This window comes from Streptomyces sp. NPDC008150 (assembly GCF_042956945.1).
Taxonomy (GTDB): domain Bacteria; phylum Actinomycetota; class Actinomycetes; order Streptomycetales; family Streptomycetaceae; genus Streptomyces.
In genome coordinates, this window is the sequence record NZ_JBIBHJ010000013.1 from 156,774 (window position 1) to 173,818 (window position 17,045).

Below are 17,045 nucleotides of genomic sequence, written 5' to 3' on the forward strand. Positions count from 1 at the left end.
CGAACCCGAGGAGTGGCGTGGCCGAGATCTCGCTCGACCGGAAGACACCGGCCGGCGCACTGCAGACCGTCGACCGCGCTCTGCTGGTGCTGCTCGCCTTCGAACGCACGCGCCCCGACTGGGGCGTCACCGAGGTCGCCGCCGAGTTCGGCTGGGACACGTCCGTCGCCCAGCGGCTGCTGTCCACCCTCGCCGGACGCGGCTTCCTCGTCTCCGACCCGGCGACCCGCCGCTACCGCATCGGCCCGGCCGTGCTGCGGCTCGGACGGCTCTGGGAGCGCTCCGGCTCACTGGAACTGCTCGCCGGACCCGTCCTGGAGGAACTGCGCGCCGCCACCGGCGACACGGTCCTGTTCTGCCTGCCCGACAACTTCCACATGCGCTGCGTCGCCGCCGTGGAGGGCGAGGAAGGGCCGCTGCGCTACTACCCCCTGGTCGGCGAGCTGTACCCGGCGCACGCGGGCGCCACCAGCAAGTCGTACTTCGCCTTCCTCCCCGACGAGCAGCGCCGTCTGCTGTTCCGCGACCGGCCGGTGGCCCGCTTCACCGACCGCACGGTCACCGAACCCGACGAGCTGGAGCGCGAGTTCCTCCAGGTGCGCGCCCAGGGGTACGCCTGGACGGTGGGGGAGTACGACGCGGGGATCGGCACCGTCGCCGTCCCGGTCTTCCTCGGCCGCGAACCCTACGGAAGCCTCAGCCTCGGCGCCGCCAAGGAGCGGTTCCCCGACGGACCCGAGGACCGGCTGGACGCCCTGCGCCGCGCCGCCCGGCTGCTCGAACAGCGACTGACCCAGCCCCCGCAGCGCCCCCGCCGGATGCGCACCCCGCGCACCACCTGACCCGCACCCCCACCGTGAGGAGCCACCCCGTGAACCTGCTGCTGTTGTCCAACTCCACCCAGTACGGCCGGAGTTACCTGGAACATGCCCTGGACGTCGTGACCGCGTTCCTGCCGGCGAAGGCCCGGCTGGCGTTCGTGCCGTACGCGCTCGCCGACCACGACGCCTACACGGCGAAGGTGGCCGGAGCCTTCGACGGGACCGGCGTCCAGGTGCGCGGGGTGCACGAGGACGGCGACCCGCTCACCCGGCTCGCGGAGGCGGACGCGGTGTTCGTCGGCGGTGGCAACTCCTTCCGGCTGCTGTCCGCGCTGTACCGCACCGGCCTGCGCGACGCGCTCGCGGCCGGGGTGCGCGACGGGCTGCCGTACATGGGCGCCAGCGCGGGCACCAACATGGCGGCCCCCACGCTGCGCACCACCAACGACATGCCGATCGTGCAGCCGCCCTCCTTCGAGGCCCTGGGCCTGGTCCCCTTCCAGATCAACCCGCACTACCTGGACCCCGACCCCGGCTCCACCCACAAGGGGGAGACCCGCGAGGAGCGGCTGACGGAGTTCCTGGAGGAGAACGACGTGCCGGTGCTCGGCCTGCGCGAGGGCTCCTGGCTGCGGGTGGACGGCACCCGCGCCCACGTGGACGGCGCGCGGGAGGCCCGGCTGTTCCGCCGCGGCACGCCTCCGCTGGAACTGCCGGCCGGCTCGGACGTCTCCGAACTGCTCACCGTGCGGCCGGAGTTCGACGTGCGGGGGTAGTACGGGCGCTGCGGTACGGCGGAACCGCAGCCGGACGGCCGGGCGGCCGGGGGCGTCGAGCGCCGGTCAACCGCTCCGCATCGGGGGCTGGTTGACCGGCGCGTCCCGTTGTCCCGTTACCGACCCAGCGACTCCAGTGCCGCCAACAGGCGCTCCGCGTCGTCGGCGTTGCTGTACGGGGCCAGCCCGACGCGCACGCCGCCCTCGGCGCCCAGCCCGAGCCGGTGTGCCGCCTCCCACGCGTAGAAGGAGCCGGCCGGGGCGTCGACACCGTGCTCGGCGAGATGGCGGGAGACGTCCGCCGGGCGGTGCCCCGCCACCGTGAACAGGAGCGTCGGGGTGCGACGTGCCGCCCTGGAGTGGACGGTGACGCCGTCGAGCGCGGCCAGCCCGCCCTCCAGGCGCGCCCGCAGCGCCTCCTCGTGGACCGCGAGGGCGTCGAAGGAGGCGCGCAGCCGGTCGCGGCGCGAGCCCGCCGCCGGCACGGCGCCGCCCGGACCGGTCTCCGCGGACACCGTGAGGTCCGCGAGGAAGTCGACGGCGGCCCGGGTACCGGCCAGCAACTCGTAGGGCAGCGTGCCGAGTTCGAAGCGCTCGGGGACGGCGTCGCTGGACGGCAGCAGCTTGTCGGGGTGCAGGGTCTCCAGGAGTTCGGGCCTGCTCGCCAGCACACCCAGGTGCGGTCCGAGGAACTTGTACGGCGAGCACACCAGGGTGTCCGCGCCCAGGGCGGCCAGGTCCACGAGCGCGTGCGACGCGAAGTGCACGGCGTCGACGTGCACCAACGCCCCGACGCCGTGGGCCAGTTCGGCGATGGCACGGACGTCGGGCAGGGTGCCGATCAGGTTCGACGCGGCGGTCACCGCGACCAGTCGCGTGCGGGCGGAGAGCACCGACTCCACGTGTTCGGGCAGCAGTTCACCGGTTCCCGGGTCGAAGTCCGCCCACCGGACGGTCGCTCCGGCGGCCTCGGCCGCCTGGATCCACGGCCGGATGTTGGAGTCGTGGTCGAGCCTGCTGACCACCACCTCGTCGCCCGGCCCCCAGTCCTTGGCGAGCGTGCGCGACAGGTCGTAGGCGAGCTGGGTGGAACTGCGCCCGAGGACGACGCCGTTGGGGGGCACGCCGAGCAGGTCGGACATCGCCTCGCGCGCGCCGGCGACCAGGTCCTCGGCGTTGCGCTCGCCCTCGGTGGTCCGGCCCCGGTTGGCCAGCGGGCGGGCGAGGGCGTCCGCCACGGCGTCGATGACCGGCTGGGGCGTCTGGGTACCGCCGGGTGCGTCGAACCGGGCGGTGCCGGACTTGAGCGCGGGAACCCGCGCGCGAATCGCTTCGACGTCGAAGGCCATGTGTGCTCCGTAGGGCGTTGACCGGCCGCGAGGGCCGGTGAGCAGGTGACTGACACGTGTGGTCGTACTACCCGATCGTCGCGCACCGGCCACGCGGGGCACGCGCGGTCCCGGCCACGAGCCGCGTGCCGGTCGGTGCGACGCTTGCCCGGTGAACGCGTCCGATCCGCAACAGGAGATCCTCGTCCGCCCGCTGGACGGGACACCCGCCGACGAAGCCGCCGTGGCGGCCCTGCTGGCCGACTACCACCTGCGCACCGAGGCCGAGAAGGGCGAGCCCGTGCCGACGGCGTCGGAACTGCCCGAGCGGTACCGTGCCGAGGCGCTGAACCCGGGGGTCCTGTTCGCCGCGCAGGGGGCCACGGTGCTCGTCGCGTCCGCGGCCGGGACCGCGGCGGGCTGCCTGGTGGTGACGGCACCCGTGGACGGACGCGCCGAGATCAAACGCCTCTGGACGCGGCCGGAGTTCCGCGGCCGCGGCGTCGCGAGCCGTCTCGTCGGCGCGGCCCTCGACCGGGCCCGCGCCGACGGCGCGCACACGGTGGCGCTGACGGTGTGGGACTGGCGCGGCGGAGCGGTCGCCCTCTACGAACGGCTCGGCTTTCGCACCGCACCGTCGTGGGAGGACCGGGAGCGGCTGCTCTGCATGGAGCGGCCCCTCACCGACCGCCCCTGACTCCGGCCGCGCCGCCGGGCACCCGTGCCCCCGGAGCGGTGGTCGGGCCGGTCGTCCGGCGAGGAGGTCCCCACCTGCCCGAAGGGCCGTCCCGGGGGTGACAGTAGGCTCGGTGGCGTGGGACCCGTGCCTCGTTCGCCGCGGTCCGACCCGCGGAAAGGAACCACCGGACGTGTCCTCGCACTGCTGCTCGCCCGGCCGCACCGGCGGCCCCCTCGACCTGACGGCCGCCCCGGTCCCGCCCGGACCGCCGGCCGCGCAGGACCCGGGTCCGGGCTCGGCCGCGGCGGGCCGACGCCTCGAACTGCCGGGCGGCACCTTCCTGATGGGCAGCGAGGACGCCGACGCCAACCCCGGAGACGGCGAGGGCCCCGTGCGCGAGGTGAGCGTCGGCCCGTTCGCCGTCGACGCGTACTGCGTGACCAACGACCGGTTCGCGGCGTTCGTCGGGGCCACCGGTCACCGCACCGAGGCCGAGGTCTTCGGCTGGTCGTACGTGTTCGCCAAGTTCCTCCCCGGACCGCTGCGGCGGGACTCCCCGCGCCCCGACGCGACCCCCTGGTGGTGCGGTGTGCGGGGCGCGTACTGGGCCGCCCCCGAAGGCCCCGGCAGCGGTCTCGACGGCCGGGGCGACCATCCGGTGGTGCACGTGTCGTGGGCCGACGCGCAGGCGTTCTGCCGCTGGGAGGGATCCCGGCTGCCGACGGAGGCCGAGTGGGAGTACGCGGCCCGCGGCGGACTCGAGGGCGCCCGTTACGCCTGGGGCGACGAGCTGACCCCGGGCGGGGAGCACCGCTGCAACATCTGGCAGGGCCGCTTCCCCTTCCAGAACACCGCCGAGGACGGCCACACCGGCACGGCACCGGTCACCGCCTACCGGCCCAACGGCCACGGCCTGTACAACGTGGCCGGCAACGTCTGGGAGTGGTGCGCCGACTGGTGGGCCACCGACCACGGCGCCGACGCCCCCGCCGGTCCCGACGGACCGCGCGCCGCGTGCGTCAATCCGGCCGGACCCGGCACCGGCACGGCCCGTGTCATGCGCGGGGGTTCCTACCTGTGCCACGACTCGTACTGCAACCGCTACCGCGTCGCGGCCAGGACCGGCAACAGCCCGGACAGCTCGTCGGGCAACACGGGGTTCCGGGTCGCCTGGGACGTGTGAACGCCCGCCGCGCGCCCGGCACCGCCGTGGGCCACGTAAATGTCCTGCGGAGATCATGGAAGTTCCGCCCCCTGCCCATGACGGCATCTTCGCCCCAGGTGCGGAGGACGGTGACGTCCCGGACAACGGGCCGAGACCCGTGGCCGCCGGGAGCTGCGACGTTTCTTCGCGCCGTCTCCTCCCGTACGGGGACGAATCCCGCACACCGGCCGCCCCGGGCACGTGTCCCCGTGGTGCCCGCCCACGGGCGTCCGGCGGCGCCCTCGGGCACGGGTCCGTGTCCCCTGCGTGCCCGCGCGGTGCCGGCCGCCGGTGCCGCCGCGCGCCCGTAGCGCCAGCTCACCGGCTGTCGGACCCGTCGGGCAGCGGCCCCCTCCGGCGGCCGTGCCCCTGCGCCCGTCCGGACCCGCGCCCGCCTCCGGGGACCGCGCACCGGGCCCCGGCGGGTACGGCACGGGCGGCGGACGCGGCGCGGACCCGCGGACCGTGCTGGAAGGACAACGGCCAAGGTGTCCAAAGGAGTTCGGAAAGAGGTCGTGGAGGTGCCGCCAAGTGAACGTCCTTGGCGGCCTGTTGACCCCCTGATTACTGTTAAGATCATCCCACTTTTCAGTGGGCTGAAAGCGCGTCATGTGCGCGTACGGGGGACAGTCTCTAGGGCCCCATCGCGAAGGGGTGGGTGGTGGTCCGCCATCAGGGTCCGCGACCGGGTGCCGTCAGGCGACCGGCCGGACCCACGGACCGTCGGCACTTCCTTCGCGAGGCGACTTGAAGAGAGTCTCATGACGTCAGTGATTCAGGATCCACTGTTGTGGATCTTGCTTGTTGTGCTCGTCGCTGCGATCTTCGCAGTGCTTCGAGCCCGGAGAACCAACATGGCGCTGCGCCGGAAGAACAGCGCCTTGCGCGGCGAACAGGACGCCGCGCGCCACGAACTGGGCCGCCTGTACGAGGACCACGCCCGGCTCGGCTCCCAGCACTCCACGGAGCTCGCTGACGTTCGCGCGGACGCCGAGGCGGCCACCAAGGCCGTGCTCAAGTCCGCGATGGGCACCCTGCAGTCCCTCGCCGAGGAGCAGCAGGTCCTCCTCGACGCGCTGCAGAAGAAGTACGGCAACGACACCGGCGTGCTCGCCGACCTGATGTCCGTCGACCACACCGGCGCGCAGGTCAGCCGGCGCACGAAGGGCATCTCGGTGCTCTGCGGCGGCTGGCTCGGCCGCCGTGACACGCACGCCAGCGTGTACGACGTCGCCCGCAGCGCGCAGGGCCGGATCAAGGACTTCGACCGGGTCGGCGTGCACTCCCAGGTCAGCGTGTCCGTCACCAGCAAGGCCGTCGAGCCGGTCGCCGTCGTGCTGGCGGAACTGCTCGACAACGCCACCAAGTACAGCGCCCCGGAAACACCGGTCGAGGTCAACATCCAGACCGTTCCCACCGGCATCGTCCTGATCATCGACGACGCGGGTGTCGGCATGAGCCAGGAGACCAAGGACCGTGCGGTCGCCCTGCTGTCCCCGGACGGCGCGGTGGACATCACCGGCCTCGGCGACCCGCCCAGGTTCGGTTTCGCGGTGTGCGGCATGCTCGCCGCACGCTACGGGTTCTCCGTCTCCGCCGACTCGGTCTCCCCGTACGGCGGTGTCCGCGCGGTGATCCGTGTCCCGGAGGAGCTGTTGACGACGGAGATGCCCGAACCCGCCGACCGGACGGACGGCACCGACGAGACGGAGACGGCGCCGCAGCGCCTCGCCTCGGTCTCGGTCCCCGGACCCACCCTCGTCGTCGGCAAGACGGCGGGCGGCCTCCCCAAGCGCCGTCGCCGCAGTGGGGCCGTGTCCGCCGTACCGGAACCGCAGGCGGACCAGCCCGCCGCCGATTCCAAGGACACCAGCCAGGTAACCGCACTGCGCATCGGGGCGTTCGCGCGTGGAACGCAGCTCGGGCGGGACACGGACAACACGGAAGGATCTCAGGACCAGTGAATCCCGATCTGTCGTGGGTGCTCAACGACGTGCTCGAGGTGCGCGGGGCCCGCCACGCGATCCTCGTGTCCGCCGACGGCCTGCTGATGCAGAGGTCCGACGACATCCCGCGCGACGACGCCGAGACCAACGCGGCCGCCATCAGCTCCATGCAGTCGCTGAGCCGGGCGGTGGCGCCCTTCGTGGGCCTCGGCCGGGGCGTGTGGAAGCAGACGCTGATCGAGTACGACGGCGGCTGGATCTTCCTCATCTCCGCGGGGAGCGGTGCCTATCTGGCCGTCTCCGCGGCCCTGGACGTCGACATGGAGACCATGTCGTTCCGGATGCAGAAGACGGTGGGCGCCCTCAGCAAGGCGATGAGTGCGGCGCCGCGCCAGAACACAGGTACCAACGTATGACGGCGCCCGGCGAGGAAGCGCCGGTCACCAGTGACTTCGTCCGCTCGTACGTCATCACCGGCGGGCGACGGCTGCCCGCAGCGGACGAACTGGCCCTGCACACCCTGGTCACCGTCGCACCCGAGCAGACCGTCCCGCTCGGGTCCTCGCCCGAGGTGCGGGCGATCTGGGAACTGTGCGCCGGCGGCTACCTGTCCGTCGCCGAGGTGGCGGCCCACCTGTCCCTGCCCGTCGGTGTCGCGCGGCTGCTGCTGACCGACCTGTCCGAGCAGGGACACCTCCTGCGCCGTGCCGAACCGCCGCGCGCCCAGAACGTTGACAGAGCGACCCTCGAGAAGGTTCTGCATGGACTCGAATCCCTCATCGTCTGAGACGTCGACCGGCTCCATATACGTCTCAAGCGCTGTCACCACCGCCGCGAAGATCCTCGTCGTGGGGCACTTCGCGGTGGGCAAGACGACCTTCATCGGCTCGCTGTCGGAGATCACCCCGCTGCGCACCGAGGAGAAGATGACGCAGGCGTCCGCCCACGTGGACGACCTGCGGGGGGTGACGGACAAGAAGACCACCACGGTGGCCCTCGACTTCGGCCGGCTCACGCTGAGCGAGGAACTCGTGCTGTACCTGTTCGGCACCCCCGGACAGCAGCGCTTCATGCAGCTCTGGGAGGACATGGCCCGCGGCGCCCTCGGCGCGCTGCTGCTGGTCGACCCGTCGCGGCTGGAGGAGACCTTCCCCGTCATCGACCTGATCGACGAGTACGGCCTGGAGTACGCCATCGCCGTCAACAGCTTCGACACGGCCGACCGGTACGGCGAGGAGGAGATCCGCGAAGCCCTCGACCTGCTTCCGGACACCCCCGTCGTCTACTGCGACGCCCGTGACCAGAGATCGTCCGCCACGGCGCTCGTCGCCCTGGTCCGCCACCTCCTCGACCGCGCGGCCTGATCCGTCGCCCCACGGCCACGCGGTCCGACCCGCCGTCCAGGCGCCCGCCCGGCCAACCCCCGGGAACACAAAGGAACTCCCCATGGACACTCAGCACACGGCCGCCGCCCCAGGCGCCACCTGCCCGATGCACGACGCCGCCTTCGCCGCGGACCCGCGGCAGGCCTACGACCGGATGCGGGGCAACGGCCCCGCCGCCCCGGTCGAGCTCGCCCCCGGTGTGGACGCCACCCTCGTCGTGCAGCACGAGATGGCCCTGCGGGTGCTGCAGAACCCCACGCTGTTCTCCCGCGACGCCCGCCGCTGGGGCGCGCTGAACGAGGGGCGCGTCTCCCTCGAGAGCCCCGTCCTGCCGATGATGGCGTACCGGCCCAACTGCCTGTTCACGGACGGCGCGGTGCACCTGCGGCTGCGCAAGGCCGTCACCGACAGCCTGGCCCGGCTCAACATCAGCCGGATCCGCCGGGACGTGGAGCCGATCGCCGACTACCTGATCGACCAGTTCAGCGAGCGCGGCCGTGCCGACCTGCTCAACGACTACGCCAAGCTGCTGCCGCTGTTGCTGTTCAACAAGCTGTTCGGCTGCCCGGCCGACATCGGCGACACCCTGACCACCTCGATGTCCGCCATCTTCGACGGCAAGGACGCGATGCGGGCCAACGACGACCTCACCGCCTGCCTGATGGAGCTCATCGCCATCAAGCGCCGCACCCCGGGCGACGACGTCACGTCCTGGCTGATCCAGCACCCCGCCGGCCTCAACGACGGTGAGCTGAAGGACCAGTTGGTCATGCTGATGGGCGCCGGCGTCGAGCCGGAGCGCAACCTCATCGGCAGCTCCCTGCTGCTGATGCTGTCCCGGGACGCCTCCGGCCGCGGCTCGGGCATGCTGATCGAGGAAGCCATCGACCAGGTGCTGTGGGAGAACCCGCCCATCGCCAACTACGCGACGCACTACCCGTTGCAGGACGTCGACCTCGGCGGGGTGCGCGCCGAGGCCAACACCCCGGTCGTCATCAGCTTCGCCGCGGCCAACACCGACCCGGCGCTCACCGAGGCCCGCCGCGCCCGCAGCAAGGGCGCGCACCTGGCCTGGGGTGCCGGCTCGCACGCCTGCCCCGCGAAGGACCCCGCGCAGGTCATCGCCGTCACCGCGATCGAGCGGATCCTCAACGCGCTCCCCGACCTGACCCTCGCGGTGCCTGCGGCCGAACTCCAGTGGCGGCCGGGCCCGTTCCACCGGGCGCTGAACACCCTGCCGGTGCAGTTCAGCCCGACGCCGGCGACGCGGATGGCGGCGGGGATGAACCTCCGGGCGGACCTGCCGGCCGCGGCGCGCACGGCCCCGGCCGCCGGCCCGGCCGCCGAGCCGCGGGAGACCACCAGGAAGAAGGGTTTCTGGAGCACCTTCCTCGACGTCTTCCGTGTCTGAGCGTGCACCGCATGTGACGGGAGCAACATCAACAGGCGCATGACAGGCAGGAGAGGAAGGGTAGGTTCCGCCGGTACTGGTAACCCCAGCCTGAAGGAGCTTCGCGTGCCCGTCATCGGCGCCCCGCTTGACACTCCAACAGACCGTCGGACCGTCACCTCGCTTCTCAGCCGCCTGCGTTCGCCCCTCGGGCAGAACAGCCCGCACCCGGTGTGGGCCGAGATCCGCGCACTCGGTGACGTCGTGCCCGCCCCCTGGGGCGGGTACTTCGTCACCGGGTTCGACGTGTGCAACCAGGTCCTGCGCGGCAGGGACTGGCTCGCGCCCGACTTCGCCTGGCAGGAGAGACAGCCCAACCCGGAACGCTGGCAGTCGCCGGCCACCCGGGAGATGAGCCGTACCCTGTCCCGCCTCAACGCGCCTGCTCACACGTGCCAACGGCGCGCGCTGGGCAACCTGTTCGACCGCGAGACGCTCGCCGCCATGGCCCCAGCCGTCACGGCGCACGTCACGGAACTCCTCGACGACCTGGCGGCCGAACTGGCCGAGCACGGCGAGGCGGACGTCGTGTCCCTCGTCTCCGACCGGCTGCCCGTCCGCACGGTGGGCGGATGGCTCGGCCTGCCCCGGGAGGACCACGACCGCATACTCGACTTCACCCACCGACAGGTCTACGCGCAGGAACTGCTGCCCAACAAGTCGCAGTTGACGGTCTCCGCGCAAGCCACCCTGGAAATGCGCGAGTACTTCACCGAGTTGCTCCGCGAGAGACGGGCACGTCCCGGCGACGACGCGATCAGCGGCTGGATACGCCACTGGGACGAGCGAAGTCCCGGCGACCGCGCGGCAGTCGACCAGATCCTCTACGACCTCACCATGTTCATCACCATCGCCTCGCTCGAAACGACGTCGACCCTGCTCACCAACACGGTCTGGCTGCTGGCCCGTCACCCCGAGCAGGCCGCGCTGCTGCGCGAGCGCCCCGAGTCGGCCGACGCCTTCATCGACGAGGTGCTGCGCTACGACCCGCCGATCCACCTCAACACCCGTGTCGCCAGCCGGGACACGGTCCTCGCGGGCGTTCCCGTCGCCCGCGACGAGATGGTCCACGTGCTGTACGGCGCCGCCAACCACGACCCCCGCCGCAACGAGAACCCGCACTCCTTCGACCCGTCCCGCAAGGGCGGACACCTCACCTTCGGCGGCGGCGCGCACTACTGCCTCGGCGCGGGCCTGGCCCGGCTGGAGGCCCGCGCACTGCTGACCGGACTCATGAAGAGATCCGACGACCTGCGGCTGGTGGACGGCCCGGTCTACGCGCCGCGCATGGTGTTCCGCCGCGTGACCTCCCTGAAAGTGACGACATGACCATCCTGCCGACCGGGATACCCGCCTTCCGCACGATGCCGAAGACCCTGAGATGCGTGCAGCAGGGGCCCGTGCTGCACGTCGAGCTGAACCGGCCCGACGAGGGCAACGCCGTCACCGACGACGTCCTCGACGAGCTCCACGAGGTCCTGCGCACCCAGGACCCCTCCGTCCGGGTCCTGGTGCTGTCCGGGGCGGGGGAGGACTTCTGCCTCGGCGGCGACCGCTCCGAGTTCGGCGACCACCTCGCCCACGACTCCTCGGGCGCCGGCATCCGTGCCTCGGGGGTCCGCGCCCGGCAGGTCTGCGACGCGCTGTCCAACAACCCGGCGGTCACGGTGGCCCGTGTGCAGGGCCGCGCGGTGGGGGCGGGGTTCGCCCTCGCGCTCGCCTGCGACCTGCGCGTCGGGGCGGAGAACGCCTCGTTCCGGCTGCCCGAACTCGCCCTCGGGCTGCCGGTGGCCTGGGGCGGCCTGCTGCCCCGGCTGATCAACGAGGTCGGCCCGGCACGTGTCAGGGAGATCGTCCTGAGCGGCCGGGCGGTCGAGGCGCGCGAGGCGTTCGACCTGTCCATACTCCAGCGAATCGTTCCTGCCGGGGAACTGGACGAGGCCGTGGCGGCCTGGGTCAGGCCGGTGCTGCGCCGCCCGGCCGCGGCCGTCCGCGTGACGCGGACCCTGCTCCAGGCGTACGGCAGCGCCGCCCGCCAGGGCGATCTGTCCTTCCTGGACGCGGAGCTGATGAGCGGCGTGCTGTCCCAGGCCCACCTGGCGGCGCGAGAGCGATAACCACGGACTTCCCCGGGGACCGGCCGCGGGCGCGCGTAGAATGGACCGTCGAGTCCACTGGATGAGGAGCCGCCATGGCCACCACACCGGCGCCGCCCCGGCTGACCGCGAAGGGCGCCGCCACGCGCCGCCGGATCGTGGAGGGCGCCGCGGCGGAGATCCGCGAGCGCGGCGCGGTCGCGGCCACGCTCGACGACATCCGGGCCCGCACCGCCACCAGCAAGAGCCAGATCTTCCACTACTTCCCCGGCGGCAAGGACGAACTGCTGCTCGCGGTCGCCGAGCACGAGGCCGACCGCGTCCTCACCGACCAGGAGCCGCACCTCGGGCGGCTCGACAGCTGGCAGTCGTGGCAGGACTGGCGGGACGCGGTGGTCCGGCGCTACGAACAGCAGGGCGTCAACTGCCCGCTCGGCATGCTGATCACCGAGGTGGGCCGCAGCACCCCGGCCGCCCGCGAGGTCACCGGACGTCTCCTCGAACAGTGGGAGGCCGCCCTGCGCGCGGGAGTCCGCAGCATGCAGGCGGGCGGCCTCGTGGCCCCCGGTCTCGACGCCGACCGCACCGCCGCCGCGCTGCTGGCCGGGGTGCAGGGCGGCGTGAGCATCCTGATGTCGACCGGCCGGATCACGCACCTGGAGGCCGCGCTCGACACCGGCCTGGCCGCCCTGCGCGCCGGCGGGCCCGCGCCCGACGGACCGCCCGCCGGCACCGGCTGACCCGCGGACCGCGGCACGGACGGCCGGGGCGTGACGGCCGCGGGCCGGCCGGGGCGTGACGGCATGGGCGGGCCGGCATGGGCGGGCCGGCCGGCGCATCGTGGCCGTCCGCCGCGCCGGTGGCCGACGGGCGCCTACTCCGCCGGGCGACCCTGCACCGAGTACGCCGTCCAGCGGCCGTCCCGTCGGCTCACGCCGATCGGCCGCCCGAAGCAGGCCGTCAGCCAGGACTCGGTGAGCACGTCCCCGGCGGCACCGGAGGCGAGCACCCGGCCCTCGCGCAGCAGCAGCGCGTGACCGATCGCCGGGGACAGCTCCTCCAGGTGGTGGGTCACGGTGACCGTCGCCAACTCCGGCCGCCCGGCGGCCAGTCGGGCGAGGGCGTCGATCAGGTCCTCGCGGGAGGGCAGGTCCAGCGCGTTGAACGGCTCGTCCAGCAGCAGCAGCGCCGGGTCGGCCATCAGCGCGCGGGCGATGAGGATCCGCGCGCGCTGACCGCCCGAACACACCCCGTACGGACGGTCGGTGAGGTCCTTGATGTCCAGCTCGGCCAGCAGCGCGGCGGCCCGCTCGCGGACCTCGTCGTCGTACATCCGCCACAGCGGCTGGACCGTGCCCGTGTGCCCGGTGAGGACGACCGCGAACGCCGTCGCGTCCTGCGGCACGCGCTGCGCCGACGACACCAGCCCGATGAGCGCGCGCAGCTCCCGCACGTCCACCCGGCCGAGCCGGGCGCCGAGCACCTCCACGGTGCCGGTCGTCGGATGCATGAGCGCGCCGACCAGACGCAGCAGCGTCGTCTTCCCCGCGCCGTTCGCACCGAGCAGCGCCCAGTGCTCGCCCGAGCGGACCGTCCAGTCGATGCCGTCGAGAATGACCTGGTCGGTGGTGTACCGGCGCACGCTGACGTCGTCCAGCGCGACGACGGTGCGCCCGTCCCCCTTGGTGTCCTGGCCCATCGGACTCCTCCCGCGTACCTGTCTGACCCTCTTCGGGCACGGTAGATGAACACTGCACCGACCTGCTGCCGTGTCCGTTTCGTGGACAGCCGCGGACAGGGCGGAGCGCGTGCCCGGGGACGCCCGTGCGCGAACCGGCGCGGACCGGTCCGGCGGAGCGTGGCCCGGCGCGGGCCCAGGACGCCCCCGGATCACTACCATCCGACCCGGGGGTGGGGTCCGAGTCGAGAACCGTCGATCTTCGCGGGGGGAAAGGGGAGCTGGGAATGTCAGGGCTTGCGGCCCCGCTGTGGGACCCGGGTAACGGCCAGGGAGTGCGACAACTGTCCGAACTGGGGCTGGCACTCGTGCTGTCGAGCCTCATCGGCTGGGAACGCGCGGCCCGGCAGAAGAGCGCCGGGCTGCGCACGCACACGCTCGTCGGCATCGCGAGCGCGCTGATGATGGTGGTCTCCCAGTACGGCTTCAGTGACGTCCTCGGACTGGAGAACGTCTCCTTCGACCCGTCGCGGGTGGCGGCCCAGATCGTCTCCGGGATCGGATTCATCGGCGGCGGCCTGATCTTCGTGCGACGGGACGCGGTGCGCGGTCTGACCACGGCCGCCACGATCTGGCTGACCGCCGCCGTGGGCATGGCCTGCGGCGGCGGACTGCCGATCCTCGCCGTGATCGTCACCGCGCTGCACTTCCTCGTCGCCCGGGGCTTCCCCCCGCTCGCCGCCAGGCTGGTGCCCGGCACGGCGATGTCCTCCTTCGAGGTGCGCCTGACCTACCGCACGGGCCGGTCGCTGCTGCCCCAGCTCATGGAGACGGTCACCCGGCGCGGCTTCCGCATCCTGGAGGTCAGGGCGGACCGGCTGCCGGACCGCACCGACGCCGCCGCCCGGGTCTTCCTGCGCCTGGAGGGCCGGGCCGATCCGGCGCAGCTCACGACCGACCTGTTCCGCGACGAGGACGTCCTGGACGTCGACCTGACCACCGAGCCGGACGACGAATAGGCAGTCGGCAGCCGTCTCCCCTTCCGTCCATTCTCTGACTAGAGTCAGAGAATGGACGAGGGGCAGATCGGCGGCGTCAGGCGGTTCAACCGCACCGTGACGGAGCGTGTGGGTGTCCTGCACGACAACTACCTGGGCCGGGACCGGCCCTTCGGCCAGGCCAGACTGCTCTGGGAGATCGACGACGCCGGCACCGACGTGCGCGGACTCCGCGACCGGCTGGGTCTCGACTCGGGTTACACCAGCCGCCTGCTGCGGTCCCTGGAGGACGGCGGCCTGGTCACCGTGGAACCGCGCGACGGCGACCGCCGCGTGCGGACCGTCCGGCTCACCGACGCCGGGCGGGCGGAACGCGCGCTGCTGGACCGGCGCAGCGACCAGCTCGCCGCGTCGCTCCTCGCCCCGCTCAACGCGGCCCAGCGCACCCGCCTGGTGACGGCGATGGCCGAGGTCGACCGGCTGCTCACCGCGGCCACCGTCACGCTGGACGCCGTCGATCCCGGCCACCCCGACGCCCAGTGGTGCCTGCGCGCCTACTTCACCGAACTCCAGGACGCCTTCGACACCGGCTTCGACCCCGCCCGGAGCCTGCTGCCCGACGCGGGCGCGCTCCGGCCGCCGCACGGTCTGTTCGTCCTGGCCCGCCTGCACGGCGAACCCGTCGGCTGCGCCGGGCTGAAGCTGCCGCAGGGCGCGCCCGCCGAGATCAAGCGCATGTGGGTGGCGCCCGGGGCCCGCGGCCTCGGCCTCGCCCGCCGGTTCCTCGGCGAACTGGAGGACCGCGCCCGCGCGCACGGCTGCGAACTGCTGCGACTCGACACCAACAGGACCCTCACGGCGGCCGTCGCGCTCTACCGCTCGCACGGTTTCGAGGAGGTCCCGGCCTTCAACGACGAGCCGTACGCCCATCATTGGTTCGAGAAGCGGCTGAGGTGACGCGGCGACGCGGCCCCTTATGAGAGCGCTCTCCTTCTGGGATCATCCCGTCATGCCGACACTTCCCCATGTCCGTCCCTACCGGCCGTCCGACCACGAGGCACTCGCCGACATCTGCGTCCGGACCGGCCACGAGGGACAGGACTCCTCGTCCGTCGTCCCCGACCACGAGCTGCTGCCGTCGATCTTCGCCCATCCGTACGCCTACTTGGAGCCGGACCTCGTCTTCGTCCTGGACAACGGCCGGGGGGACGCGGTGGGTTACGTCCTCGGGACCGCCGACACCCCCCGTTTCGTCGAGGAGTTCAGGACCCGGTGGCTGCCGAAGGTGGCCGACAGGTTCCCCGCGCCGACGGGGGAGCCGACGACGCCGAGCGAGTCGATGGCCGTGCTGCTGCACCGCCCCGAACGCATGGTGCTGCCCGAACTGGCCGTGTATCCGGCCCACTTGCACATCGACCTGCTGCCCGAGTGGCAGGGCCGCGGGTTCGGCAGGGCGCTCATGAACCAGTTCCTCGACGCCCTGCACGCCAAGGGCGTCCCGGCCGTGCACCTGTGCATGTCCCGGGCCAACAAGCCCGCGAGGGCCTTCTACGAACGCCTCGGCTTCGAGGAGCTCGCGGTGCCCGACCCGGCACCGGTCTGGTACCTCGGCCGCCCGACCGCCCGCTGAGCCGGACCCGTCCCGCACCGCCCCGGGGGCGAGCCCGCCACCGGGGCGGTGAACGGGTCCGGTACCGGACGGCGCCGCGTGGTCCGCGGGCCCCGCCGGACGCCGTCGCCGCAGGTCGGAAACCCGGGGCCACGGAGCGGCCCATCCGCCAAGTGGACGGATGCGTCTCACCATGTGGCGGGCGTATTTGACATTAGATGGGCTTATGAAAGATAAAGGATGAGCTTTGGGCCATCCTTCACGCAGCGTCGCATTCGAGGCGTGACCAACCGCCGGACCACCACCGGCCTACGCGAATGAGCACCGCCGTGTCGCACACCAGCACCACCGCCCCGTCCGCCGCCGATCCCCAGGGGGATTGGGAAGCGTGGCGCGCGGCTCGGCGGGAGGCGCTCGTGGCCCCCACCGGCAACCTCGCCCTCGTCGAGACCCGCTGGCTGCCCGCCGGCGAGACGCCCGACGTCGAGGCCGCCCGCGCGGGCCTGCCCGGCTCCGTGACGGTCACCACGCTGGAGCGCAACGACCTGGTCTCCGGCGAGCCCGAGCACGGCCTGCGGTTCTGGGACGCCGAGTCCGACGCCATCCGCCACTTCGAGGGCACCGACACGTTCCCGTACGACCCGGCATGGGTGCTGGAGGCCTCGTACACCGCGGTCCCCGGTGCGCGCCGGGTCTCGTTCGAGCACATCCGCGACAACGGCGGCAGCCGCGACCTCGTGGTGCCCGGTGACATCAGCCTCACCGTCGACGGACGCGAATACACCCTCAGCGCCTTCGACGACGACGGCACGCTGCTGCTCGTCTTCGGCGACCCCACCAACGGTTCCGTCACCTACGGTGCCGGTCGCTTCCTGTTCGTCCGGCGCACCGACGACCCCGCCCGGGTCGTGCTCGACTTCAACCGGGCCTTCGTACCGCCCTGCGGCTTCTCCGACCAGTACAACTGTCCGATGCCGCCGCGGCAGAACCGCTTCCACCTGCCCGTCGAGGCCGGCGAGAAGCTCCCCGTCTTCCGCGACGGCTTCCTCGCGCAGCACTGAGCGCGACTCCGGCC

Annotated in this window: 18 protein-coding genes; 16 read left to right on the plus strand and 2 right to left on the minus strand. The window is 72.7% G+C overall.

The window, feature by feature from the left end; all coding sequences use genetic code 11:
• The first annotated feature begins 17 nt into the window (after positions 1-17).
• On the plus strand, positions 18-842 hold the full coding sequence (locus tag ACFZA0_RS28275) for an IclR family transcriptional regulator C-terminal domain-containing protein (protein WP_391022099.1): 825 nt from the start codon (positions 18-20) through the stop codon (positions 840-842).
• Between the two features lie 29 nt (positions 843-871).
• Positions 872-1,597 (plus strand): dipeptidase PepE, encoded by a 726-nt coding sequence (gene pepE / locus ACFZA0_RS28280; protein WP_391022101.1) that lies wholly within the window; start codon positions 872-874, stop codon positions 1,595-1,597.
• Positions 1,598-1,713: 116 nt separating this feature from the next.
• On the opposite strand, the gene ACFZA0_RS28285 is transcribed toward pepE, so the two are convergent.
• Entirely contained in the window at positions 1,714-2,946 is a 1,233-nt protein-coding gene (locus ACFZA0_RS28285) for a cysteine desulfurase-like protein (protein WP_391022103.1), read from the minus strand.
• 151 nt (positions 2,947-3,097) lie between these two features.
• Between ACFZA0_RS28285 and ACFZA0_RS28290 the strand changes: the two genes are divergently transcribed.
• The 10 genes from ACFZA0_RS28290 to ACFZA0_RS28335 all read left to right on the plus strand — a co-directional run bounded on the left by ACFZA0_RS28290 (position 3,098) and on the right by ACFZA0_RS28335 (position 12,425).
• The gene (locus ACFZA0_RS28290) at positions 3,098-3,622 is read left to right on the plus strand and encodes a GNAT family N-acetyltransferase (protein ID WP_391022105.1); all 525 of its coding nucleotides are present in this window, start codon (positions 3,098-3,100) and stop codon (positions 3,620-3,622) included.
• Between the two features lie 172 nt (positions 3,623-3,794).
• Complete coding sequence (locus ACFZA0_RS28295; protein ID WP_391022107.1) at positions 3,795-4,787, plus strand: SUMF1/EgtB/PvdO family nonheme iron enzyme; 993 nt, start codon at positions 3,795-3,797, stop codon at positions 4,785-4,787.
• 782 nt (positions 4,788-5,569) lie between these two features.
• Positions 5,570-6,772 carry an ATP-binding protein gene (locus ACFZA0_RS28300; RefSeq protein ID WP_391022109.1) on the plus strand — a complete coding sequence of 401 codons (1,203 nt, stop codon included), beginning with the start codon at positions 5,570-5,572 and terminating at the stop codon, positions 6,770-6,772.
• Entirely contained in the window at positions 6,769-7,170 is a 402-nt protein-coding gene (locus tag ACFZA0_RS28305; RefSeq protein WP_391022111.1) for a roadblock/LC7 domain-containing protein, read from the plus strand. Before ACFZA0_RS28300 ends, ACFZA0_RS28305 begins: the two co-directional genes overlap by 4 nt.
• Complete coding sequence (locus ACFZA0_RS28310; RefSeq protein ID WP_391022114.1) at positions 7,167-7,541, plus strand: DUF742 domain-containing protein; 375 nt, start codon at positions 7,167-7,169, stop codon at positions 7,539-7,541. The genes ACFZA0_RS28305 and ACFZA0_RS28310 overlap by 4 nt, the downstream gene beginning before the upstream one ends.
• A complete protein-coding gene (locus ACFZA0_RS28315; protein WP_391022116.1) occupies positions 7,516-8,118 on the plus strand; it encodes an ATP/GTP-binding protein in 603 nt (200 codons plus the stop codon). Before ACFZA0_RS28310 ends, ACFZA0_RS28315 begins: the two co-directional genes overlap by 26 nt.
• 127 nt (positions 8,119-8,245) lie before the next feature.
• Positions 8,246-9,550 (plus strand): cytochrome P450, encoded by a 1,305-nt coding sequence (locus ACFZA0_RS28320; protein ID WP_391022329.1) that lies wholly within the window; start codon positions 8,246-8,248, stop codon positions 9,548-9,550.
• A gap of 105 nt (positions 9,551-9,655) precedes the next feature.
• Positions 9,656-10,918 (plus strand): cytochrome P450, encoded by a 1,263-nt coding sequence (locus ACFZA0_RS28325; protein WP_391022118.1) that lies wholly within the window; start codon positions 9,656-9,658, stop codon positions 10,916-10,918.
• On the plus strand, positions 10,915-11,706 hold the full coding sequence (locus ACFZA0_RS28330) for an enoyl-CoA hydratase-related protein (protein ID WP_391022120.1): 792 nt from the start codon (positions 10,915-10,917) through the stop codon (positions 11,704-11,706). The genes ACFZA0_RS28325 and ACFZA0_RS28330 overlap by 4 nt, the downstream gene beginning before the upstream one ends.
• Positions 11,707-11,780: 74 nt before the next feature.
• Positions 11,781-12,425, plus strand: coding sequence for a TetR family transcriptional regulator (locus ACFZA0_RS28335; protein WP_391022122.1), 645 nt, complete (start codon positions 11,781-11,783; stop codon positions 12,423-12,425).
• A 134-nt stretch (positions 12,426-12,559) separates the two neighbouring features.
• On the opposite strand, the gene ACFZA0_RS28340 is transcribed toward ACFZA0_RS28335, so the two are convergent.
• Complete coding sequence (locus tag ACFZA0_RS28340) at positions 12,560-13,384, minus strand: ATP-binding cassette domain-containing protein (RefSeq protein ID WP_391022124.1); 825 nt, start codon at positions 13,382-13,384, stop codon at positions 12,560-12,562.
• 266 nt (positions 13,385-13,650) lie between these two features.
• Here ACFZA0_RS28340 and ACFZA0_RS28345 point away from each other — a divergent pair, with 266 nt between their 5' ends.
• From ACFZA0_RS28345 to ACFZA0_RS28360, 4 genes are all read left to right on the plus strand, one after another.
• Positions 13,651-14,382 carry an MgtC/SapB family protein gene (locus ACFZA0_RS28345; protein ID WP_391022126.1) on the plus strand — a complete coding sequence of 244 codons (732 nt, stop codon included), beginning with the start codon at positions 13,651-13,653 and terminating at the stop codon, positions 14,380-14,382.
• 51 nt (positions 14,383-14,433) lie between these two features.
• The gene (locus tag ACFZA0_RS28350; RefSeq protein ID WP_391022128.1) at positions 14,434-15,318 is read left to right on the plus strand and encodes a GNAT family N-acetyltransferase; all 885 of its coding nucleotides are present in this window, start codon (positions 14,434-14,436) and stop codon (positions 15,316-15,318) included.
• Positions 15,319-15,370: 52 nt separating this feature from the next.
• A complete protein-coding gene (locus tag ACFZA0_RS28355; RefSeq protein ID WP_391022130.1) occupies positions 15,371-15,991 on the plus strand; it encodes a GNAT family N-acetyltransferase in 621 nt (206 codons plus the stop codon).
• 296 nt (positions 15,992-16,287) lie between these two features.
• Positions 16,288-17,031, plus strand: coding sequence for a DUF1684 domain-containing protein (locus ACFZA0_RS28360; protein ID WP_391022132.1), 744 nt, complete (start codon positions 16,288-16,290; stop codon positions 17,029-17,031).
• Positions 17,032-17,045 lie beyond the last annotated feature (14 nt).